This window comes from Pedobacter sp., from assembly GCF_965227205.1.
GTDB lineage: Bacteria > Bacteroidota > Bacteroidia > Sphingobacteriales > Sphingobacteriaceae > Pedobacter.
On record NZ_OZ245727.1, the window covers coordinates 4,641,106 to 4,662,393 of the forward strand.

General features: G+C 35.7%; 36 protein-coding genes. 35 read left to right on the plus strand and 1 reads right to left on the minus strand.

Annotated elements, in window-relative coordinates:
- On the plus strand, window positions 1-519 hold the full coding sequence (locus ACO05K_RS20115) for a gliding motility-associated C-terminal domain-containing protein (protein ID WP_421946183.1): 519 nt from the start codon (window positions 1-3) through the stop codon (window positions 517-519).
- A 5-nt stretch (window positions 520-524) separates the two neighbouring features.
- A complete protein-coding gene (locus tag ACO05K_RS20120; protein ID WP_421946184.1) occupies window positions 525-1,421 on the plus strand; it encodes a PorP/SprF family type IX secretion system membrane protein in 897 nt (298 codons plus the stop codon).
- A 48-nt stretch (window positions 1,422-1,469) separates the two neighbouring features.
- Here ACO05K_RS20120 and ACO05K_RS20125 read toward each other — a convergent pair whose 3' ends face one another.
- Window positions 1,470-2,081, minus strand: a complete 612-nt coding sequence (locus tag ACO05K_RS20125; RefSeq protein ID WP_421946185.1) for a hypothetical protein — start codon at window positions 2,079-2,081, stop codon at window positions 1,470-1,472.
- Window positions 2,082-2,165: 84 nt separating this feature from the next.
- Between ACO05K_RS20125 and ACO05K_RS20130 the strand changes: the two genes are divergently transcribed.
- From ACO05K_RS20130 to ACO05K_RS20290, 33 genes are all read left to right on the plus strand, one after another.
- A complete protein-coding gene (locus tag ACO05K_RS20130) occupies window positions 2,166-3,422 on the plus strand; it encodes an NAD(P)-binding domain-containing protein (RefSeq protein ID WP_421946186.1) in 1,257 nt (418 codons plus the stop codon).
- A gap of 327 nt (window positions 3,423-3,749) precedes the next feature.
- Window positions 3,750-4,586, plus strand: a complete 837-nt coding sequence (locus tag ACO05K_RS20135; protein ID WP_421946187.1) for a sulfite exporter TauE/SafE family protein — start codon at window positions 3,750-3,752, stop codon at window positions 4,584-4,586.
- A complete protein-coding gene (locus ACO05K_RS20140; protein WP_421946188.1) occupies window positions 4,586-4,966 on the plus strand; it encodes a DUF1634 domain-containing protein in 381 nt (126 codons plus the stop codon). The genes ACO05K_RS20135 and ACO05K_RS20140 overlap by 1 nt, the downstream gene beginning before the upstream one ends.
- Window positions 4,967-5,136: 170 nt before the next feature.
- Entirely contained in the window at window positions 5,137-5,754 is a 618-nt protein-coding gene (gene rplC / locus ACO05K_RS20145; protein ID WP_231459155.1) for a 50S ribosomal protein L3, read from the plus strand.
- 4 nt (window positions 5,755-5,758) lie between these two features.
- Window positions 5,759-6,388, plus strand: a complete 630-nt coding sequence (gene rplD, locus ACO05K_RS20150; protein ID WP_316739669.1) for a 50S ribosomal protein L4 — start codon at window positions 5,759-5,761, stop codon at window positions 6,386-6,388.
- A 1-nt stretch (window position 6,389) separates the two neighbouring features.
- Window positions 6,390-6,680 (plus strand): 50S ribosomal protein L23, encoded by a 291-nt coding sequence (gene rplW / locus ACO05K_RS20155; protein ID WP_231459159.1) that lies wholly within the window; start codon window positions 6,390-6,392, stop codon window positions 6,678-6,680.
- Between the two features lie 20 nt (window positions 6,681-6,700).
- A complete protein-coding gene (gene rplB / locus ACO05K_RS20160) occupies window positions 6,701-7,525 on the plus strand; it encodes a 50S ribosomal protein L2 (RefSeq protein ID WP_316764578.1) in 825 nt (274 codons plus the stop codon).
- Entirely contained in the window at window positions 7,525-7,791 is a 267-nt protein-coding gene (gene rpsS / locus ACO05K_RS20165) for a 30S ribosomal protein S19 (protein ID WP_010599906.1), read from the plus strand. Before rplB ends, rpsS begins: the two co-directional genes overlap by 1 nt.
- 7 nt (window positions 7,792-7,798) lie before the next feature.
- The gene (gene rplV, locus ACO05K_RS20170; protein ID WP_231459164.1) at window positions 7,799-8,158 is read left to right on the plus strand and encodes a 50S ribosomal protein L22; all 360 of its coding nucleotides are present in this window, start codon (window positions 7,799-7,801) and stop codon (window positions 8,156-8,158) included.
- A 10-nt stretch (window positions 8,159-8,168) separates the two neighbouring features.
- Window positions 8,169-9,014, plus strand: a complete 846-nt coding sequence (gene rpsC, locus ACO05K_RS20175; RefSeq protein ID WP_421946189.1) for a 30S ribosomal protein S3 — start codon at window positions 8,169-8,171, stop codon at window positions 9,012-9,014.
- A 40-nt stretch (window positions 9,015-9,054) separates the two neighbouring features.
- Entirely contained in the window at window positions 9,055-9,477 is a 423-nt protein-coding gene (rplP, locus tag ACO05K_RS20180) for a 50S ribosomal protein L16 (RefSeq protein ID WP_010599903.1), read from the plus strand.
- Window positions 9,478-9,551: 74 nt separating this feature from the next.
- Window positions 9,552-9,764 carry a 50S ribosomal protein L29 gene (gene rpmC, locus ACO05K_RS20185; RefSeq protein ID WP_421946190.1) on the plus strand — a complete coding sequence of 71 codons (213 nt, stop codon included), beginning with the start codon at window positions 9,552-9,554 and terminating at the stop codon, window positions 9,762-9,764.
- Window positions 9,765-9,777: 13 nt separating this feature from the next.
- A complete protein-coding gene (rpsQ, locus tag ACO05K_RS20190) occupies window positions 9,778-10,032 on the plus strand; it encodes a 30S ribosomal protein S17 (protein ID WP_010599901.1) in 255 nt (84 codons plus the stop codon).
- A 1-nt stretch (window position 10,033) separates the two neighbouring features.
- On the plus strand, window positions 10,034-10,402 hold the full coding sequence (gene rplN / locus ACO05K_RS20195) for a 50S ribosomal protein L14 (protein WP_010599900.1): 369 nt from the start codon (window positions 10,034-10,036) through the stop codon (window positions 10,400-10,402).
- Window position 10,403: 1 nt separating this feature from the next.
- Entirely contained in the window at window positions 10,404-10,745 is a 342-nt protein-coding gene (rplX, locus tag ACO05K_RS20200; protein WP_231459168.1) for a 50S ribosomal protein L24, read from the plus strand.
- Window positions 10,742-11,308: a 50S ribosomal protein L5 gene (gene rplE / locus ACO05K_RS20205; protein WP_086547740.1), complete on the plus strand. Its 567-nt coding sequence runs from the start codon at window positions 10,742-10,744 to the stop codon at window positions 11,306-11,308. Before rplX ends, rplE begins: the two co-directional genes overlap by 4 nt.
- Window positions 11,308-11,577, plus strand: a complete 270-nt coding sequence (gene rpsN / locus ACO05K_RS20210; RefSeq protein WP_231459173.1) for a 30S ribosomal protein S14 — start codon at window positions 11,308-11,310, stop codon at window positions 11,575-11,577. The genes rplE and rpsN overlap by 1 nt, the downstream gene beginning before the upstream one ends.
- A 151-nt stretch (window positions 11,578-11,728) precedes the next feature.
- The gene (rpsH, locus tag ACO05K_RS20215; protein ID WP_010599896.1) at window positions 11,729-12,127 is read left to right on the plus strand and encodes a 30S ribosomal protein S8; all 399 of its coding nucleotides are present in this window, start codon (window positions 11,729-11,731) and stop codon (window positions 12,125-12,127) included.
- 19 nt (window positions 12,128-12,146) lie between these two features.
- Window positions 12,147-12,704: a 50S ribosomal protein L6 gene (gene rplF / locus ACO05K_RS20220; protein WP_290241642.1), complete on the plus strand. Its 558-nt coding sequence runs from the start codon at window positions 12,147-12,149 to the stop codon at window positions 12,702-12,704.
- A complete protein-coding gene (rplR, locus tag ACO05K_RS20225; protein ID WP_421946314.1) occupies window positions 12,701-13,063 on the plus strand; it encodes a 50S ribosomal protein L18 in 363 nt (120 codons plus the stop codon). The genes rplF and rplR overlap by 4 nt, the downstream gene beginning before the upstream one ends.
- Before the next feature lie 17 nt (window positions 13,064-13,080).
- A complete protein-coding gene (rpsE, locus tag ACO05K_RS20230) occupies window positions 13,081-13,599 on the plus strand; it encodes a 30S ribosomal protein S5 (RefSeq protein WP_255713364.1) in 519 nt (172 codons plus the stop codon).
- A gap of 4 nt (window positions 13,600-13,603) precedes the next feature.
- Complete coding sequence (gene rpmD / locus ACO05K_RS20235) at window positions 13,604-13,783, plus strand: 50S ribosomal protein L30 (RefSeq protein WP_421946191.1); 180 nt, start codon at window positions 13,604-13,606, stop codon at window positions 13,781-13,783.
- A gap of 100 nt (window positions 13,784-13,883) precedes the next feature.
- Window positions 13,884-14,330, plus strand: coding sequence for a 50S ribosomal protein L15 (rplO, locus tag ACO05K_RS20240; protein WP_421946192.1), 447 nt, complete (start codon window positions 13,884-13,886; stop codon window positions 14,328-14,330).
- 7 nt (window positions 14,331-14,337) lie between these two features.
- Window positions 14,338-15,684: a preprotein translocase subunit SecY gene (gene secY / locus ACO05K_RS20245; RefSeq protein ID WP_421946193.1), complete on the plus strand. Its 1,347-nt coding sequence runs from the start codon at window positions 14,338-14,340 to the stop codon at window positions 15,682-15,684.
- A gap of 90 nt (window positions 15,685-15,774) precedes the next feature.
- Window positions 15,775-16,560: a type I methionyl aminopeptidase gene (map, locus tag ACO05K_RS20250; protein WP_421946194.1), complete on the plus strand. Its 786-nt coding sequence runs from the start codon at window positions 15,775-15,777 to the stop codon at window positions 16,558-16,560.
- Between the two features lie 71 nt (window positions 16,561-16,631).
- Window positions 16,632-16,850 (plus strand): translation initiation factor IF-1, encoded by a 219-nt coding sequence (infA, locus tag ACO05K_RS20255; RefSeq protein WP_010599888.1) that lies wholly within the window; start codon window positions 16,632-16,634, stop codon window positions 16,848-16,850.
- Window position 16,851: 1 nt separating this feature from the next.
- The gene (gene rpmJ, locus ACO05K_RS20260) at window positions 16,852-16,968 is read left to right on the plus strand and encodes a 50S ribosomal protein L36 (protein ID WP_010599887.1); all 117 of its coding nucleotides are present in this window, start codon (window positions 16,852-16,854) and stop codon (window positions 16,966-16,968) included.
- Window positions 16,969-17,038: 70 nt separating this feature from the next.
- Window positions 17,039-17,416, plus strand: a complete 378-nt coding sequence (gene rpsM / locus ACO05K_RS20265) for a 30S ribosomal protein S13 (RefSeq protein WP_010599886.1) — start codon at window positions 17,039-17,041, stop codon at window positions 17,414-17,416.
- A gap of 152 nt (window positions 17,417-17,568) precedes the next feature.
- A complete protein-coding gene (gene rpsK, locus ACO05K_RS20270; RefSeq protein WP_010599885.1) occupies window positions 17,569-17,958 on the plus strand; it encodes a 30S ribosomal protein S11 in 390 nt (129 codons plus the stop codon).
- 62 nt (window positions 17,959-18,020) lie between these two features.
- Complete coding sequence (gene rpsD, locus ACO05K_RS20275) at window positions 18,021-18,629, plus strand: 30S ribosomal protein S4 (protein WP_421946195.1); 609 nt, start codon at window positions 18,021-18,023, stop codon at window positions 18,627-18,629.
- Between the two features lie 85 nt (window positions 18,630-18,714).
- Complete coding sequence (locus ACO05K_RS20280; protein WP_290241581.1) at window positions 18,715-19,707, plus strand: DNA-directed RNA polymerase subunit alpha; 993 nt, start codon at window positions 18,715-18,717, stop codon at window positions 19,705-19,707.
- A gap of 117 nt (window positions 19,708-19,824) precedes the next feature.
- Entirely contained in the window at window positions 19,825-20,355 is a 531-nt protein-coding gene (gene rplQ / locus ACO05K_RS20285) for a 50S ribosomal protein L17 (protein ID WP_421946196.1), read from the plus strand.
- 101 nt (window positions 20,356-20,456) lie between these two features.
- Window positions 20,457-21,269 carry a glycoside hydrolase domain-containing protein gene (locus ACO05K_RS20290; RefSeq protein WP_421946197.1) on the plus strand — a complete coding sequence of 271 codons (813 nt, stop codon included), beginning with the start codon at window positions 20,457-20,459 and terminating at the stop codon, window positions 21,267-21,269.
- Window positions 21,270-21,288 lie beyond the last annotated feature (19 nt).

Below are 21,288 nucleotides of genomic sequence, written 5' to 3' on the forward strand. Positions count from 1 at the left end.
ATGAAAAAAATATACTCATTCGTTTGTTGTGTTTTCCTGATAGCGATTGGGCTTTCAGGTCAGGCACAAACAAATATTCCGGTCAATCTTCCGCAGGTTATAAACTCCGCCAGTAGCTATGGAAAAATCAATAATTTATATTTCGATTTTTCAATAGGAGAAATGGTTTTGGTTGAAACTTTTCAAGCGAACAGCATTAGTTTAACACAGGGATTTTTACAGCCCATAATAATATCTCAAAATGCAACCGATTTAATCATTGTCAATAATTTTCTTACTCCAAATGGAGATGGAAAGAATGATTTATTTGTGGTTAAAGGCTTAGAAAAATATCTAAATAACAAAATTAAAATTGTAGATAGGGCAGGACGTGTTATCTACAGCGCTTCAAATTATCAAAATGATTGGGATGGCTATTTTAACGGAAAGCCACTTGCCGAAGATACTTATTACTACATCATCGATTTGGAAAATGCAGGCACTGCAAAAGGTTTTATCTCTATCATTTATAAAAAATAACGGCTTTGAAAAATATTAAAATATACATCATAGGGCTGTTATTAATTTTTGCATTACAACCGGCATATAGTCAGCTTAATCCAATGGGTAGTATTTACTACCAAAATCAATATTTAGCAAATCCTGCACTTGCTGGTATTGATACAATGATAAACATTAATGGAGCTTTTAAAGCGCAGTGGACAGGTATTAAAGGTTCTCCCAGAATTCAATACCTAACAGGAGACTTACAGTTAAAAAGCAAAAAGGTAGGTTTAGGGATATTAATTTATAACGAGAGCGCCGGATTAATAAATAGAACCCGAGCAACATTTAGCTATGCTTATCACTTAAAACTCAACAGAGATTCCAGTTATATCGATTTCGGATTATCTGCAGGGGTAATGAACGAGTGGTTAGATTTGGGTAAAGCCATAGGCGATGTAAATGATGATGTTCTGGCCAATTTCAGAAATAGACAATTATACCTTGATGGCGATTTTGGTTTAGCTTACAGGAATGAAAAACTTACGATTCAAGGCTCATTGCCAAATTTGAAAAGATTTTTTAAGCGAGATCAAATCAGAAATGTTGTAGACAGATCCATTTATTTTGTTGCAGCCGGATATAAAATCAAAACGAAAAGTCAAACCCTTAATGTAATCGAACCAAAAGTTGTATTTAGAGGAATTGAGAATTATAAAGGTATTTTAGATGTTGGTGCAAACTTTAGTTTTTTACAGGAAAAATTTGCTGTAAGCGGAATTTATCACAGTACCAATAGTGTCACGCTTGGGGCTGGTCTTAATTATCAACGTAAGCTTCAGCTTTTGCTTCAATACACTACAAATACATCAGCTTTGCAAAATTATAGCAATGGCGAGTTTGAAATTGGATTACGGTACAGTTTTCGGAAGTTTTAATATTCTTTAAAATAAAAAAGGTCAGTTCTTCAACTGACCTTTTTTATTTTATCTTCTTCCCATATCATCCCACTTGTTTCTTTCGTCTTGTAACTCTCGGGCAAGTTTCATTTCTTTATCCTTAGCCTTAACTTTATGTGCCTGGAACTCATCTGCAACCTCTTGATAAAGTTGTGTACGATAAGTTGCCTCTTTCCTATATTTTCCAGTTTGCAATATAACAATCGCCAAGCCTGCTGCTAAAACAATAATTATTGCCCAAACTATGGTATTATATGTGCCTTTGTTAAAAGAAATTCCTAAGAAGTTAATCTCATTTACTGAAGCTGTTGCACTCGCTAAAGAACTCTCTTTTCCAGAAACTTCTCCTTTTAGACCCGAAATATTCTCCGCCTGACTTTTGATTTGCTGTTTAGATTCGGCTAATTGTTTGCGCTCTTTACGTAACGTATCATTTACGCTTTTCCATAATGAGGTTAACCTTGCCGGATTAATCAATTTTGCTCCATACAAGGTTTTAGATTTTTTTAACATAAACTGATACTGTCCGTTTAAAGATGGATCAGTGTTTTTTGAAGTGTCTTGCTGTGCATGTGCAAATGCAACGTTTAAAAATAGTAGCGCTCCTAAACAATAAAGGATGTGTTTAATTTTTTGCATAGTTTAAATGTAAATGTTAAAATGTAAAACTACATTTTTATATAATTTATTATAAATTAATTTCTGATAGATTACATTTGTTTCATGCAAATAGGAATTATTGGGTTAGGCGATATGGGGAAATTGTATGCCCATTCGTTTGTAAAGGCTGGTTATAAAGTATGTGGAGCAGATATGCCCTTGCGCTACAACGATTTAAAACAAGAGCTTGAACCAAAAGGCATCGAAGTTTTAAATGATGGACATGAAGTATCAAGAAAATCTGATTTTATAATTTACTGTGTTGAGGCTGAAAAAATCGATGAGGTTGTCGCTGCTTTTGCACTATCTACTAAGTACGGGGCTATTGTTGCAGGCCAAACTTCGGTAAAGCATCCAGAAATTGCTGCTTTTGAGAAACACCTTCCTAAAGAAACTCAGATTGTAACCTGTCATTCTTTACACGGACCTGCTTTTAGTCCTGAAGGGCAAACTTTAGTTGTTGTTCGTCATCGTGCAACAGATGAAGTGTATGCAAAGGCTCTTGAAATTTATAAATCATTAAAATCAAACATTATCGAAATGGATGATTTTCATGAACACGATCGCATTGTAGCCGATACGCAGGCGGTAACACACATGGGTTTCGAAAGCATGGGTTCTGCATGGAAAAATGCAGGTTTCTTCCCATGGGATAATCCTTCTTACTCTGGAGGAATAGATAATGTTAAAATTTTAACCACACTCCGTATTTTTAGTTACAAATCACACATTTATGCTGGTTTGGCAATTTTAAATCCTTATGCTCAAAAACAAGTAAAGTATTATGCTCAGGCAGAATCAGAATTGTATAAACTGATGATTTGCGAGAACGAAACTGAGTTCAGAGCGAAAATTTATGCTGCCCGCGATTTTGTATTTCACGAAAGTCGTAAGCTGTTATTGCTTGATGATAACATCATGAAAGAATTTAGCCTATCTGATGCCAACCATAAACAAAAACCAAATTCGCATTTAAGTTTATTGAGTATGGTTTATGCCTGGTATAAAATGGGCGTAAATCCGTACGATAATTTAATTTGCCAAACTCCACCATTTAAACTTCGTTTAGGCATAGCCGAATATCTTTTCAAAAACGAAGCAATGTTAGAAGAATCTATTCAAACCGCTTTATACGATAAATCAATCCGTGGAGATGATTTAGAGTTTCATACGGCAGTACACGAGTGGGCATCTATAATTGGTTACGGAGATTTGAAAGGTTATAAAGAACACTTCGAAGCCGCAAAATCTTTCTTTGCTAACCGATTGAACGATGGAAGAGATTTAAGTGCTGAAATGATTAAGAGACTGGGCAAATAATTATAGATTGACTGAGTGATTGAATTTGAATATGTCGTATTTGTCGCTTAATGACGCATTTGTCGTTTAAATACTTGTGTTTTACCGTCGGTATACCGTCGTTATGCCGTCGGTTGACCGTTCATCAACCAATTTTTGTGTCAAATTATTTGGTTTAGCATATTCAATTTCTTAAAATTTGTAACTGTACTTTATGCTCAAGCCTATTTAACATTATCCATCTTCCATAATACATCTCCCATTTTACATATTCCATATACCATATAGACTTTATTTTATTGCTTAAATCCTTCGTTTCCCTAAAACAAGTCGCTTATATTTGCCCGCATGTCGGTATTGTTATTTACGATTATTGTATTGCTGGGTGCTTTTTTAGCGGGCTTATTGGGTTCGTTAACAGGTTTAGGCGGAGGTGTAATTATTATACCATTGTTAACGTTGGCTTTAGGCGTTGATATTCATTACGCAATCGGTGCTTCAATTGTTTCAGTAATTGCTACATCTTCAGGTTCGGCAGCAGCTTATGTAAAAGAAGGCATTACGAATATCAGAATAGGTATGTTTCTGGAAATCGCAACCACAGTTGGAGCAATCTGTGGAGCTGTAATTGCTGTATATCTTAATGCAAACTACATCGCCATCATTTTTGGTTGTATTTTAATTTTCTCAGCCATCATGACTTTGAAGAAAAAGGTAGATCATACTACCATGGATTATTCAAATAAATGGGCAAAATTCTTTAAGCTTAATGGTAGTTATCCTGATAAGGGTGTAGAGCAAAACTATGCTGTAAAAAATGTTCCTGGCGGTTTCTTTATGATGCTTTTTGCCGGAACACTTTCTGGTTTATTAGGTATTGGAAGTGGCGCATTAAAGGTTATTGCAATGGATAACATTATGCGGTTGCCTTTTAAAGTTTCTACTACAACCAGTAATTTTATGATGGGTGTTACGGCTGCTGCAAGTGCAATTGTTTATTTACATCGTGGACAAATAGACCCTGGAATTGCCATGCCGGTTTGTATTGGAGTATTGGCTGGAGCTACAATAGGTTCTAAAATTCTATTAAGAACCAATACTGGTAAATTAAAAATTGTATTCGCTGTTGTAGTTACTTTTTTAGCACTACAGATGATTTATAAAGGCATAACAGGGGTGATGTAATGAAAGATATAAAAGAAAAAGATATTCAGGTTTTACTAGGTACACTCTTGCGTGCTGGCGTAATCATATCAATGAGTATTGTATTAGTTGGTGGTGTTATTTTCTTAATTCATAATAACGGAGCCATTACCGACTACAAAGTTTTTACACCCGAGCTATCCAAATTCTCATCAATAACCGAAATTTTTGCAGGTTTATTAACGATGCAGGGCGATGCAATTGTACAATTTGGAGTGCTTATGTTAATATTTACACCTATTGCCCGTATCATATTTGCCATATTTAGCTTTTCACTCGAAAAAGATTATCTCTACGTATTAATAGGTTTCATTATTTTGGCTATAATAGCCATTAGTTTAAGTGGTGGTATAGCACATTAGTAATACTTTTTAGCTAACTACCCATCTATCAGCAAATTATTTGAAAAAATATTTAGCTAACTATTTGAAAATTAATAATTCTTACCTATCTTTGCCGTCCCTTTCGGGGGATGCACAACCACCTTGAACGAAGCCCTACTGCTTCGATGGGTGTTAAATTAAAAGATAAAATGTCAGGAATTATTGGAAAAAAAGTAGGAATGACCAGTATCTTCGATGCAGATGGAAAAAACATTCCATGTACTGTAATCGAGGCTGGGCCTTGTGTAGTTACACAAGTGAAGACCGAAGAAAAAGACGGGTATTCATCTATTCAGTTAGGATACGATGAGAAAAAAGAGAAAAACACAACTCAACCGTTAAAAGGCCATTTCGCGAAAGCAAACACAACTCCGAAACGCAAGCTGGTAGAATTTGATTCATTTACAACTTCACTTAATTTAGGTGATGTAGTAACTGTTGATTCTTTCGCAGAAGGCGATTTTGTTGATGTTGTAGGTACCTCAAAAGGTAAAGGTTTTCAAGGTGTTGTAAAACGCCACGGATTTGCCGGTGTTGGTATGCAGACTCACGGTCAGCATAACCGTTTACGTGCCCCAGGTTCATTGGGAGCATCATCATTCCCTTCACGTGTATTCAAAGGAATGCGCATGGCTGGAAGAACAGGTGGAGACAGAGTAAAAGTTCAAAACTTACAAGTTTTGAAAGTTTATGCTGAGCAAAACTTATTAGTAGTTAGTGGTTCCATTCCAGGAGCTAAAGGTTCTTACGTAATCTTAGACAAGTAATCAGATGGAAGTTAAAGTATTAAACATTTCAGGTAAAGAAACAGGTGCCAAGGTGCAACTTCCTGAATCGGTATTCGGTATCGAGCCTAACGACCACGCGATTTATTTAGATGTTAAACAGTATTTGGCTAACCAACGTCAAGGTACTCACAAATCTAAACAACGTAATGAGATTGCTGGTTCTACTCGTAAACTATACAAACAAAAAGGTACAGGTGGCGCAAGAGCAGGTAGCATTAAATCTCCGTTATTCAACGGTGGTGGTCGTGTTTTCGGTCCTCAACCACGTGATTATAGTTTTAAATTGAACAAGAAATTAAAATCATTAGCACGTAAATCTGCTTTAGCTTATAAAGCAAAAGATAACAACGTGGTAGTTTTAGAAGATTTCAACTTCGATACAATTAAAACTAAAAACTATACAAGTTTATTAGCTGCGTTAAACGTAGGTACTCAAAAAACTTTGTTGGTTTTACCTTCACAAAATAATAATATCTATTTATCAAGCAGAAACGTAGAAAAAACTAAAGTAATTACTGCAGCAGATTTAAATACTTATGATGTATTAAACGCTGGCGTACTTGTTTTAACTGCAGATTCTGTTAAATCTTTGGAGGAGGCATTTGCCAAATAATATGGAAATTTTAAAAAAACCAATATTAACCGAAAAGGCTTCAGGTTTAACTGAAAAATTAAACGTTTTCACGTTTAGCGTTAATCATAAAGCAAATAAATTACAGATTAAATCTGCAATCGAAAAACTTTATGGTGTAACTATCGTAGCAATCAACACTATGGTTGTAGATGGTAAAGCTAAATCTCGTTACACTAAAGCAGGTTTTGTTTCTGGCCGTAGCCCGAAATACAAAAAAGCAATTGTAACGTTGAAAGACGGTGAAACAATAGATTATTACGCAAATCTTTAATTTAATTATTAATTATAACTATGGGCTTAAGAAAATTTAAACCAGTTACTCCGGGTACCCGCTTTAGAGTTGGGGCCAGCTTTACGGAGATTACAGCAACCAAGCCCGAAAAATCATTGGTTGTATCATCAAAAAAGTCTGGTGGACGTAACAACACAGGTAAAATGACTATGCGCTACATGGGTGGTGGTCATAAAAAATCATATCGTTTAATCGACTTCAAACGCGATAAATTCGATATTCCTGCAACAGTAGCTACTGTTGAATACGATCCAAACCGTACTGCCCGCATCGCATTATTAAACTATGCAGATGGCGAGAAGCGTTACATCATTGCTCCTGAAGGATTGCAAGTTGGTTCGGTATTATTATCGGGCGATACTGCAGCACCAGAAGTAGGTAACACTTTAAAATTATCGAACATTCCATTAGGTTCTATCGTTCACAACGTAGAAATCCATCCTGGAAAAGGAGCACAATTAGCTCGTAGTGCAGGTGCTTACGCACAATTAGCTGCCCGCGATGGTAAATATGCTACTTTAAAAATGCCTTCTGGCGAAACCCGTTTAATCTTGACTACTTGTCTTGCTACTATCGGTGCTGTATCTAATTCAGATCACGCAAACGAAGTTTTAGGTAAAGCTGGTCGTAAACGTTGGTTAGGTCGTCGTCCGAGAACAAGACCGGTAGCGATGAACCCAGTCGATCACCCAATGGGTGGTGGTGAAGGTAGATCATCAGGTGGTCACCCTCGTTCAAGAAATGGCGTTTTAGCTAAAGGCTACAAAACCAGAGAACTTAAAAAATATTCTAATCGTTACATCATAGAGAGAAGGAAGAAATAATGGCTCGTTCGATAAAAAAAGGACCTTATATTGACCATAACGTAGAGAAAAAAGTAAACTCTATGAATGATTCAGGCAAAAAGTCTGTAATCAAAACTTGGTCTCGTAGATCAATGATTTCACCAGATTTCGTTAATCATACATTTGCAGTACACAACGGTAATAAATTTATTCCTGTGTACGTAACAGAAAACATGGTTGGTCACAAATTGGGAGAATTTGCTCCAACCAGAACATTCAGAGGACACGCTGAAAAGAAAAAATAATTAGACAATGGAAGCAATAGCAAAATTAAACAATTGTCCAACCTCACCACGTAAGATGCGTTTGGTTGTAGATCTTATCAGAGGTGAACGTGTAGAGAAAGCATTAAGTGTTTTAAAGTTTACCAACAAAGAAGCAGCAATAAGAGTTGAGAAATTATTATTATCTGCAATTAACAACTGGGAAGCTAAAAATGGCAAAACTTCTGATGGAAGCGAGTTATTTGTTAAAACAATTATGGTAGATGGTGGTCGTCAACTTAAACGTTTACGTCCGGCACCTCAAGGTCGTGGATATAGAATTCGCAAGCGTTCTAATCACATTACTCTGATTGTAGATAGTAAAAATACAGAAACAACTCAAAACTAATTTATAGGAAATGGGACAAAAAGCAAATCCAATAGGTGCCAGATTAGGTATCATCAAAGGATGGGATTCTAACTGGTTCGGTGGCAACAACTACTCCGATAAATTAGTTGAAGATGAGAAAATAAGAAAATACCTTTCTGCTCGTATTGCTAAAGGTGGTGTTGCAAAAGTAGTTATTGAGCGTACGTTAAAACGTATCACTGTAACTATCCACACAGCTCGCCCAGGTATCGTAATCGGTAAAGCAGGTGCTGAGGTTGATAAAATTAAAGAAGAGTTAAAGCAATTAACTAAAAAGGAAATTCAAATTAACATCTTCGAAATTAAACGCCCAGAACTTGATGCACAATTAGTTGCAGAAGGTGTTGCAAAACAATTAGAAGCAAGGATCTCATTCCGTAGAGCAATGAAATCTTCTATCGCATCAACAATGCGTATGGGTGCTGAAGGTATTAAAATCATGACTTCTGGTCGCTTAGGTGGTGCTGAGATGGCACGTACTGAGCAGTACAAAGAAGGAAGAGTGCCTTTGCATACATTCCGTGCTGATATTGACTATGCTTTAGCTGAAGCTTTAACCACTTATGGTAAAATCGGAGTTAAAGTATGGATCTGTAAAGGTGAGGTTTATGGAAAACGTGATTTGTCTCCAAACATTGGTGCAACAAACAACGGTCCAAAAGGCCAATCAGAAAAACCAGCATTCGGTGGAAGAGATAACAGAGGTGGTGGAAGAGATAACCGTGGCGGTGGTAACGACAGACGTGGTGGAAACCAAGGTGGCGGTCGTGGTCCAGGCCAAGGTGGTGCAAATAGAGGTGGTGGCGCAGGCGCTAACAGAGGTCCTCGTAAATAATTGATTTATTAACATCGTTTAACGATTAGAACAAAATAAAATGTTACAGCCAAAAAGAACGAAGTTCAGGAAGATGCAAAAAGGCAGAATGAAAGGTTTAGCTTCTCGTGGAGCTGAATTAGCATTCGGATCTTTCGGTATCAAATCTTTAGAAGCAACTTGGATTACAAGTCGCCAGATAGAGGCTGCCCGTATCGCCGTAACTCGTTTCATGAAACGTGAAGGCCAAGTATGGATCAGGATTTTCCCGGACAAACCGGTAACTAAAAAACCTGCCGAAGTACGTATGGGTAAAGGTAAGGGTGCTCCTGAATACTGGGTAGCAGTAGTAAGACCAGGACGTGTAATTTTCGAAGCTGAAGGTGTGCCTTTAGAAGTAGCTAAAGAAGCATTGCGTTTAGCAGCTCAGAAATTACCAATCCAAACAAAATTTGTAGTACGTAGAGATTACGTAGAAGCATAGTAAAGTTGTTGAGATGAATGTTGTAAATACTTGTTTATTATAACCGCTACACTCAACCGTAAAGAAAAATAAAAATGAAAAATTCAGAAATCACAGGGCTTTCAAAAGAAGAATTAGTAGCTAAGATTGCGGAAGAAAAAGAGAACTTGTCAAAATTAAAGTTCGCTCATACTATTTCGGCTATCGAGAATCCTTCTCGTATTGCTAAAGTAAGAAAAGACATAGCCCGTTTAAACACTGAACTGACTAGAGTAAAAAACGCTGAGTCAGCTACTGAAACTAATTAATTTGAGAGTCGAAATGGAAAGACAATTAAGAAAAACAAGAACCGGGTTAGTGGTAAGCAACAAGATGGATAAATCTGTTGTAGTGAGCGTGGAACGTAAAGTAAAACACCCGATTTATGGTAAGTTCGTAAAGAAAACTACCAAATTTATGGCTCATGATGAGAAAAATGAATGCGGTATCGGTGATACAGTATTAATCATGGAAACTCGTCCATTGAGTAAAAACAAGAACTGGAGATTGGTACAAATTTTAGAAAGAGCTAAATAAGATGGTACAACAGGAATCGAGATTAAACGTTGCTGATAACAGCGGCGCTAAAGAAGTATTAGTAATTCGTGTGTTAGGTGGAACCGGCAAACGTTATGCTTCAATTGGTGATAAAGTGGTTGTTACTGTAAAAAGCGCTTTACCGTCAGGTAATATTAAAAAAGGTACAGTTTCTAAAGCAGTTGTTGTAAGAACTAAAAAAGAAATCCGTCGTAAAGATGGTTCTTATATTCGTTTTGACGATAATGCAGCTGTATTATTGAACGCACAGGATGAGCCAAGAGGTACACGTATCTTTGGCCCGGTTGCGAGAGAACTACGTGAAAAACAATTCATGAAAATTGTATCATTAGCACCGGAGGTATTATAAAATGGGAAACAAAGTAAATACACCATCAAAACTTAAAATCCGCACAGGAGATTTAGTTAAAGTAATTGCTGGCGATTCAAAAGGTCAACAAGGAAAAGTACTTTCAGTACAAATAGATAAAAACAGAGCCATTGTAGAAGGCATTAACTTAGTATCTAAACATACTAAACCAAATGCTGCAAATCCTAACGGTGGTATTATTAAAAAAGAAGCCGCTCTTCACATTTCTAACTTGATGTTAGTTGATCCTAAATCAGGTAAAGCTACCCGTGTTGGCCGTAAAGCTAATGCAGAAGGTAAATTGGTTAGAGTTGCTAAAATTTCAGGAGAGGAGATTAAATAATGGCTACACCTAGATTAAAAAGCAAATACAAAGAAGAAGTTGTAAATGCATTAAAAGAAAAATTCCAGTACAAAACTGTGATGCAGGTTCCTAAATTGGAAAAAATCTGTATCAACCAGGGTGTTGGTCGTTTCTCGGTTACAGATAAAAAGATTATGGATACCACAATCGTTGAATTGACTACTATTACTGGTCAGCAAGCGGTTCCGGCTAATTCTAAGAAAGATATCTCGAACTTTAAATTGCGTAAAGGTATGCCGGTTGGTGTACGCGTAACATTACGTGATAACAACATGTACGAGTTCTTAGATCGTTTAATTTCTGTAGCTTTGCCACGTATTCGTGATTTCAAAGGTATCAATGATAAAGGATTTGATGGAAAAGGTAACTATACATTAGGTGTTACTGAGCAAATCATTTTCCCTGAGATTAATATCGATAAAATCAATAAAATTTTAGGTATGGATATAACTTTCGTAACTTCGGCAAAATCTGACGTAGAAGCCTTAGAGTTATTGAAACAATTCGGTTTACCATTTAAAAATCAAAAAACAGCAGAATAATGGCAAAAGAAGGTGTAAAAGCACGCGAAGTAAAGCGCCAAAAATTGGTAGCTAGATACGCTGAGAAACGTGCAGCTTTAAAAGCTGCAGGAGATTTAGAGGGTTTAGATAAATTACCTAAAAACTCATCTCCAGTACGTTTACACAACCGTTGTAAATTAACTGGTCGTCCACGTGGTTACATGCGTACCTTTGGTATTTCAAGGGTAACGTTCCGCCAAATGGCACTAGACGGTAAAATACCAGGTGTTAAAAAAGCATCTTGGTAATATAGCTTAAAACAAAATGTTTCAAAGTCTAAAGCGATTTTATTCGCTTTAGTCTTTGTGCTTTTGTATTTTTGCAAAAAATTAGAATTTTAACCGATAGCAGGTCCCACAGCTGGGTAGCAGAAGGAAACCACTATCAAAAACAATAAAAATGAATACAGATCCAATAGCAGATTATTTAACAAGAGTAAGGAATGCCATTAAGGCCAACCACCGTGTTGTAGAAATTCCTGCATCAAACCTTAAAAAAGAAATTACTAAAGTTCTTTTCGACAAAGGTTACATCGCGAACTATAAGTTTGAAGATACTACAGTTCAAGGCACAATTAAAATTGCTTTGAAATACAATCCAATTACTAAAGTTCCTGCTATTCGTACATTAGTGCGAGTAAGTAAACCAGGTTTGAGAAACTATGCTGGTGTAGAAAATATGCCAAGAGTATTAAACGGTTTAGGTATCGCAATCTTATCTACTTCTAAAGGTGTAATGACTGATAAAGAAGCAGCCAAATTAAACATTGGTGGTGAGGTATTGTGTCACGTTTATTAATATTTAGGAGAACAACACAATGTCAAGAATAGGAAAAGCCCCAATTACAATCCCAGCAGGTGTTACTGTTACCGTATCAAAAGATAACGTTGTAACTGTAAAAGGCCCTAAAGGAGAACTAACACAAGCAGTAGATTCAGATATCACTGTAAGTCAAGAGGAAGGTACTTTAACAGTTAACCGTCCGTCAGAGCAAAAGAAACACAAAGCTTTACATGGTTTATACCGTTCGTTAATTAACAACATGGTTGTTGGTGTAACAGATGGTTATAAATTAGAGCAAGAATTAGTAGGTGTTGGTTACCGTGCAACAAATCAAGGTAATACTTTAGATTTAGTTTTAGGTTATTCTCACCACTATGTTTTCCAGTTGCCACAAGAAATTAAAGTAACTACGACATCAGAAAAAGGTCAAACGCCTAAAATCATTTTAGAAAGTATTGACAAACAATTGATTGGACAAGTAGCAGCGAAAATCCGTTCGTTACGTGCACCAGAGCCATATAAAGGTAAAGGTATCAAGTTTGTAGGTGAAGTGTTAAGAAGAAAAGCAGGTAAATCAGCATCTAAAAAATAGTAATCATGGCAGGTAAAAAATTATCAAGAAGAGATCGTATTAAAAAAGGGATCAGAAAAAGACTTACCGGTTCGGAAGAGCGTCCAAGGTTATCTGTATATAGAAGCAATAAAGGTATTTATGCTCAGGTAATTAACGATATAACCGGTACAACAATCGCTTCGGCATCATCATTATCGAAAGATTTTGCTGGTACTGGAAATAAATCAGACCAATCAGTTGCAGTAGGTAAATTAGTTGCCGAAAAAGCAATTGCAGCAGGTGTTAAACAAGTTGTTTTCGATAGAAATGGCTATTTATACCATGGTCGTGTAAAATCGTTAGCAGAAGGTGCTCGCGAGGCTGGTCTAGTATTTTAATCTGAAGAAAAAGTAAGATGTCAACTATCAATATAAAAAGAGTTAAAACCACCGATATCGAATTAAAGGATCGTTTGGTTAGTATACAACGTGTTGCCAAAGTAACCAAAGGTGGTCGTACTTTCAGCTTCTCAGCAATTGTTGTTGTTGGAGATGAAAACGGTGTTGTAGGTTATGGTTTAGGTAAAGCGAAAGAAGTAACTGAAGCAATTGCAAAAGGTGTGGATGATGCTAAAAAGAACTTAGTAAAAGTTCCAATTTTAAACGGTACTGTTCCTCACGAGCAAATCGGTAAATTCTCAGGTGGTTTCGTTTTAATCAAACCAGCTGCAGTAGGTACAGGTGTAATTGCTGGTGGTGCAATGCGTGCAGTATTAGAAAGTGCTGGCGTGCATAACGTATTAGCAAAATCTAAAGGTTCATCAAATCCTCACAACGTGGTAAAAGCAACTGTTGATGCATTAACTAAAATGCGTGATGCTTATACAGTAGCTCAAACTCGTGGTATCGATTTAAACAAAGTTTTTAACGGATAATATCATGGCTAAGATCAAAATAACACAAGTAAAAAGCGTTATCGATAGAAGTGAGCGCCAAAAAAGAACCGTTCAGGCTTTAGGTTTATCTAAAATGAACCAAAGTGTTGAGGTAGAAGCTACACCTCAGATTATCGGTATGATTCGCAAAGTGAATCATTTAATCGCTATCGAAAGCATATAATTTTTTTAAAGATGTATCCGTTAATAAATGGATACATCTTTTATATTATTAATCGTTGTACCTGTTTAGTGAAAGCGAAGGGCAACACAAATTCAAAAAAATGAATTTAAGTAATTTAAAACCTGCAGAAGGTTCTACAAAAAACAGAAAAAGAATTGGTCGTGGTACAGGTTCAGGCCGTGGTGGTACTTCAACTCGTGGTCACAAAGGTGCTGGTTCACGTTCTGGTCACTCAACTAAAATCGGTTTCGAAGGTGGTCAAATGCCTTTACAACGTCGTGTGCCTAAAGTTGGTTTCAAACCAATTAACCGTACTGAATATGTTGGTGTAAACTTAGATGTTTTACAAGGCTTAGCTGAAAAATTCAATTTAACAACTATCGATTTCGCAGCTTTACAACAACATGGTTTAGCTTCTAAAAACGACTTAGTTAAAATTTTAGGTCGTGGTGAAGTAAAAGCAAAAATCGAAGTTACAGCACATGCGTTTTCTGCAACCGCACAAAAAGCTATTGAAGCAGCAGGTGGTTCAATTGTAAAATTGTAATTATTAAATGAAGAAGCTATTTACTACTTTAAGTAATATCTGGAAAATTCAAGAATTAAAAGATCGTATTTTATTTACGGTTATGATTCTTTTGGTATACCGTTTCGTATCTCACGTGGTTTTACCAGGTGTAGATCCAACCGCTTTAGGCGAAAACGAAAAATCGGGCATTTTAGGCTTACTGGATATGTTTGCCGGAGGTTCTTTCTCTCGTGTTTCTATTTTAGCGTTAGGGGTAATGCCTTATATCTCTGCATCGATTGTGGTGCAACTATTGGGTATTGCTGTTCCTACTTTCCAAAAAATGCAGAAAGAAGGCGAAAGTGGTAGAAAAAAATTAAACCAGATTACACGTTATTTAACCGTAGCCATTACGATTGTTCAATCGGTTGGTTATGTTAAAACTCAAGTACCTCCAGAGGCAATATTGCCTGTAATGAGTTCAACTATGTTTTATATCGTATCTACGTTTGTATTAACAGCAGGTACTTTATTTGTAATGTGGTTAGGTGAAAAGATTACTGATAAAGGTATTGGTAATGGTACATCTTTAATTATTATGGTGGGTATCATTGCTCGCTTACCGCAAGCTATTAGTCAGGAGTTTTCTGATAAGGTAGGAGCGGCAAGTACAGGCGGTGGTCCGGTTGCATTAGTATTAGAGGTTGTTGCCTTATTTGCTATTGTAATGTTTACCATTTTAATTGTACAAGGTGTACGTAAAGTGCCGGTACAATACGCGAAGAAAATTGTAGGAAACCGTCAGTTTGGTGGTGTTCGTCAATACATTCCGTTAAAGGTAAATGCTGCTGGTGTAATGCCAATCATTTTTGCTCAGGCTTTAATGTTTATTCCTGGTGCGTTAATTCAATTTGTTCCTTCATTACAAGGTTCATGGTTAATTCAATTTAGCAACACAACATCTTTAGCATATAGCTTAACATTTGCATTTTTAATTATTGCATTCACATTTTTCTACACAGCCATTACGGTTAATCCAACTCAGATGAGTGATGATATGAAGAAAAATGGTGGTTTTATTCCTGGTGTTAAACCTGGTTTTGCAACGTCAACTTTTATTGATGATGTAATTTCTAAAATCACTTTCCCTGGTGCAGTATTTTTAGCAATAATTGCTGTATTACCTTCAGTAGCTGTAAAGTTTGGTATTAAACAAGAGTTTGCTCATTTCTTTGGTGGTACATCACTATTGATTTTAGTAGGTGTTGTTTTAGATACTTTACAACAAATTGAAAGTTACCTATTGATGCGTCATTACGATGGTTTAATGAAAACAGGTAGAGTTACTGGCAGAACAGGAGTTCCTGCAGCTAGTAGCAACGCCGCATTGTAATATAAATTATTGAATTTTGAATAATAAGATGAGTGGATACCATTATGGTCATTCACTCATTTTTAGTTCAGTTATTCAAAGCTGAAAGTAATGTCTAAAATCTATTACAAATCTCTGGAAGAGATAGCGTTAATAAGAGAGAGTTCGATGCTGGTTTCGAAAACTTTAGCAGAAGTTGCTAAAATTATCGCACCTGGTATTACAACAAATCAATTAGATAAGTTAGCATACGAGTTTATTAAAGATAACGGAGCGATACCTGCATTTTTAAATTATAATGGTTTCCCAAACTCGTTATGTATCTCACCAAATGAACAAGTTGTTCATGGTTTTCCAAGCGACTATGTAATTAAGGAAGGTGATTTAATTTCAGTAGACTGTGGTGTAATCAAGAATAACTATTTCGGTGATTCTGCATATACTTTTTCGATAGGAGAGGTTGATGAGGAAAAACAGAAACTGGTTGAGGTTACTAAACAATGTTTAGTACTTGGAATTGAAAAAGCAGTTGTTGGTATGCGTGTAGGAGACATTAGCTTTGCTGTTCAACAACATGCAGAAGCAAACGGATTCAGTGTTGTTAGAGAATTAGTTGGTCATGGTGTAGGTGTAAAGCTTCACGAAAAGCCAGATGTTCCTAATTACGGAAAACGCGGTAGTGGACCAAAACTTGAAGAAGGAATTGTAATTGCTATTGAGCCAATGATTAACGCAGGCGTTGCGGGGGTCAAATTCCATAGCGACGGTTGGACAATAACAAGTAAAGACAGTAAACCTTCAGCTCATTTTGAACACACAGTAGCAATAAAAAAGGGGATTGCAGAGGTTTTATCAACCTTTTCTATAATAGAAGAAGTTTTAGAACAAAAAAAATAAATAATTAAAATATTTTATTTAATTTTGCAACCCTGTTTGTAAGCAGCTAATTAAGTAACAATCAATAAAATATGGCTAAACAAGCCTCAATTGAACAAGACGGAGTAATAAGAGAAGCATTATCAAATGCAATGTTCAGAGTAGAACTCGAGAACGGGCATGAGATAATTGCGCACATTTCAGGTAAGATGAGGATGCACTACATCAAAATTCTTCCTGGTGATAAAGTAAAACTAGAGATGTCGCCATATGATTTAACAAAAGGCCGCATCACTTATAGATACAAATAAAATGAAAGTTAGATCATCAATTAAAAAACGTAGCGCTGATTGTAAGATTATTCGCCGTAAAGGTAAACTTTACGTTATCAACAAGAAAAATCCGAAATACAAGCAACGTCAAGGGTAATTAGAAAATATTGTAATGTACCGCACAACGGTGGCCCGCCGTTCGGAATTACTTCAAAACATAAATAAATATGGCAAGGATTTCAGGTATTGATTTACCAAGAAACAAAAGAGGAGAGATAGGGTTAACCTATATCTACGGAATAGGTAGAACAACTGCACAACGTATTTTAACTACTGCAGGTATCGACTTAAACAAAAAAGTACAAGATTGGTCTGATGATGAGTTATCAGCAATTCGTACAATGATTAACGATGAGATTAAAGTAGAAGGTGCTTTACGCTCAGAGGTTCAGTTAAACATTAAACGTTTAATGGATATTGGTTGTTACCGTGGTTTACGTCACAGAAAAGGTTTACCTTCTCGTGGTCAGCGTACTAAAAACAACTCACGTACTCGTAAGGGTAAGAGAAAAACAGTTGCTAACAAGAAAAAAGCTACTAAGTAATAGATAGATATGAGATGTGAGATTTTAGACGTGCAAACCATGTCTTTATAATCTGCTCAAATCTGGAATAAAAGAGAAAAAGTAGGATACTGAGTATCGAGGTAGAGAAAGTCTCATATCTCAAGTCTCATATCTAAAATCTAAAAGATAAAATGGCTAAGAGTAAAAAAGTAACAAAAAAACGTATCGTTGTAATTGAGCCTGTTGGTCAGGCACATATCAATGCTACCTTCAACAACATCATCGTTACCTTAACAAACAACAACGGACAGACTATTTCTTGGTCTTCTGCTGGTAAAATGGGCTTTAAAGGTTCTAAAAAGAACACTCCGTATGCAGCTGGTCAAGCAGCTTCAGATTGCGGTAAAGTTGCGTTTGATTTAGGTTTACGTAAAGTTGAAGTGTTTGTAAAAGGTCCAGGTTCAGGTCGTGAATCTGCAATCAGAACTTTACAAGTAGCAGGTATTGAAGTAACATCTATTAAAGATATTACTCCACTTCCTCACAACGGATGTCGTCCTCCTAAAAAGAGAAGAGTTTAATTAATTTTAAAGCTAAGAATCTTCAGTTATAGACTGAATGATACTTTAAAAACAGAAAAAAAATGGCAAGATATACAGGCCCAAAATCAAAAATCGCCCGTAAATTCAGAGAACCAATCTTCGGTCCTGATAAGGTGTTAGACAGAAAAAATTATCCTCCTGGCCAACATGGCGTTTCAAAAAGAAGAGGAAAACAATCTGAGTATGCTATCCAGTTAATGGAGAAACAAAAAGTAAAATATACTTATGGTGTATTAGAAAAGCAGTTCAGTAACTTATTTAAAAAAGCATCTTCACGTGCAGGTATCACAGGTGATAACTTACTTCAATTATTAGAAGCACGTTTAGATAACACAGTTTACCGTTTAGGTATTGCAACAACCCGTTCTGGTGCACGCCAGTTAGTTAGCCATAAACACGTAACCGTGAATGGTGAAGTTGTAAATATCCCTTCATATCAGTTAAAAGCTGGTGATGTAGTTGCGGTTCGTGAAAAATCTAAATCATTAGAATCAATTAGTAACTCTGTTGCAGGTAGAACAATTAATAAATTTGCCTGGTTAGAATGGAATGCAAGCGATTTAACAGGTAAGTTCTTAACTTATCCTCAACGCGATGAGATTCCAGAAAACATTAAGGAAAACTTAATCATCGAGTTATACTCAAAGTAATAAATAGAATAGTTAATTACCTCGAAAGGGTAATTAACTTTTTTAGTGTTACTATATATTCAATAACGAATTTAAAAAAATATAAATGGCAATTTTAGCATTTCAGAAACCTGACAAAGTGATCATGCAGAAATCTACTGATTTCGATGGCACATTTGAATTTCGTCCTTTAGAGCCCGGTTTCGGTGTAACAATTGGTAATGCCTTAAGAAGAATATTACTTTCTTCTTTAGAAGGTTATGCTATTACTACTATTCGTTTTTCAGGCGTATCTCACGAGTTTTCTACCATGAAAGGTGTTGTAGAAGATTTAACTGATATCATCTTAAATTTAAAACAAGTTCGTTTTAAAAAGACTGGTGATTCTGGAGATTCTGAGAAAGTTTTCATCATCGTTAATGGTCAAGATCAGTTTCAAGCTGGTGATATCACTAAATTCTCTAACAACTTTACAGTTTTAAACCCTGAGCATGTTATTTGCAACATGGATAAATCTGTTACTTTGGAAGTGGAATTAACCATCAATAAAGGACGTGGTTATGTACCTGCTGAAGAAAATAAAGTTGCTGATGCTGTTGTAGGTGTTATCGCAATCGATTCGATTTATACTCCGATGAAAAATGTAAAATACACGATTGAAAACTTTCGTGTTGAGCAAAAAACGGATTATGAGAAATTAGTATTAGATATTTCTACTGACGGTTCAATTCATCCTGAAGAAGCATTAAAAGAAGCGGCTAAGATTCTTATCCAACACTTTATGTTATTCTCTGATGAGAATTTAGTATTAGAATCTCAAGCTAAAGAAGAAACTAAAGAAGTTGATGAGGAAATTTTACATATGCGTAAAATCCTTAAAACTGAATTAGTAGATATGGATTTATCTGTTAGAGCATTAAACTGCTTAAAAGCTGCTGATATCCGTACTTTAGCTGATTTAGTTTCTTACGATGTTGCTGATATGTTAAAATTCAGAAACTTTGGTAAAAAATCTTTAACTGAGATTCAAGAATTAGTAAAATCAAAAGGTTTATCATTTGGTATGAATCTGTCTAAATTTAAATTAGACGAAGAGTAAGAAGCTAAGGTTATACGTATTAAGTAAAACTTAGAACTTATTACTTTTAAAATAAATAATTTTTCACAGTGTATAATTCCCTCTGAGAAGAGACGGTATACACTTAATTAAAGAACAATGAGACACGGTAAAAAAGTTAATCACTTAGGCAGAACCGACAGCCACAGAAAAGCGATGTTAGCTAACATGGCTACTTCACTTATTAAGCACAAAAGAATAACTACAACTTTAGCTAAGGCTAAATCTTTACGTACTTATGTTGAGCCAATTATCACTAAATCAAAAAATGATACAACTCACTCTCGTCGTACAGTATTCGCTTATCTTCAAGATAAAGAAGTTGTAACTATCTTATTCCGTGAAGTTGCTGAGAAAGTTGCAAACCGTCCAGGTGGTTATACTCGTATTATCAAATTAAACAATCGTTTAGGTGATAACGCTGAGATGGCTTTAATCGAATTAGTTGATTTCAACGAAGTTTACGGTAAAGATGTAGAAGCTAAAGAAGAGAAGAAAACAACTCGTCGTGGTAGAAGCAAAGCTGCTGCTCCAAAAGCAAAAGAGGCGAAAGCTGAAACTGCAGAAGAGGTTGCACCAGAAGCTACTACTGAAGAAGCTCCTGCTACTGAAGAACCAAAAGGAGAATAATTTAATTCACCTTAAAATCTTAAAAAGTCTTGTTCTAACGAACAGGACTTTTTTTGTTTATATTCATCCGTAATTTGCTTACAATATATATTTAAAATGAAATGAATAGACTAATCTTGGCTGTAGCCTTGTCATTGTTTAGTATTGTCTCTTCGGCTCAAACCAAAACGAGCAATAAGGTCTTAAAGCTTCAAGATAAAATTATTTCTACAGGTGATAAAAAGTTTGAGATAAATGCTGATGGTTTTCCAAAGCAAATTTATAATGAGGATTTATCGCAGCATCTTCTTTATGAACCTATGCATTTCCATTTTTACAGCTTACCAAAATCGCAAGAGAAGTTTATTTCTAATGAGTTTAAAGTTCTAACTGAAACTGTAGATTCGATTGTTTGGATTGCAACGAGTGCTTCTGCTAACTTAAAATTAACAGTTAAAGGAAAAGTGTTTTCAAATGGTTTAGTTGAATATAGGGTTAAAATGGCGGCACTTAAAAGCATTGCATTGTCGGCAATTAACTTTCATATTCCTTTTGAAAAATCAGGTTCAAAGTATTTAGCAGGATTGGCCCAAAAGACTTATGAAAGACCGGATACTGTAAAATGGGCACAGAGCGACTGGAAGAAGATCAAACCAGCTTTTTGGATAGGCGATCAAAGTCTAGGCCTATATTTTCGGATTAAAGAAAGCTCTAATTGGCTGAAAAATTACAATGGAGCCATGCAAATTAACATTAAGGGCAGTTCAATGCTAACGGATATTTATGCATCCAAAATAACTTTAAACGAAGCTGACGAATTGAACTTTGATTTCAATTTAATTTTAACACCGCAACCTTCCGAAAAGAACCAATTGAACTTTGGACGACAGTTTAAGTTGTACGAGAGATTGGATAAAAACATTTCTAAAAAATAAATAATCCCAAAGTGTTTTA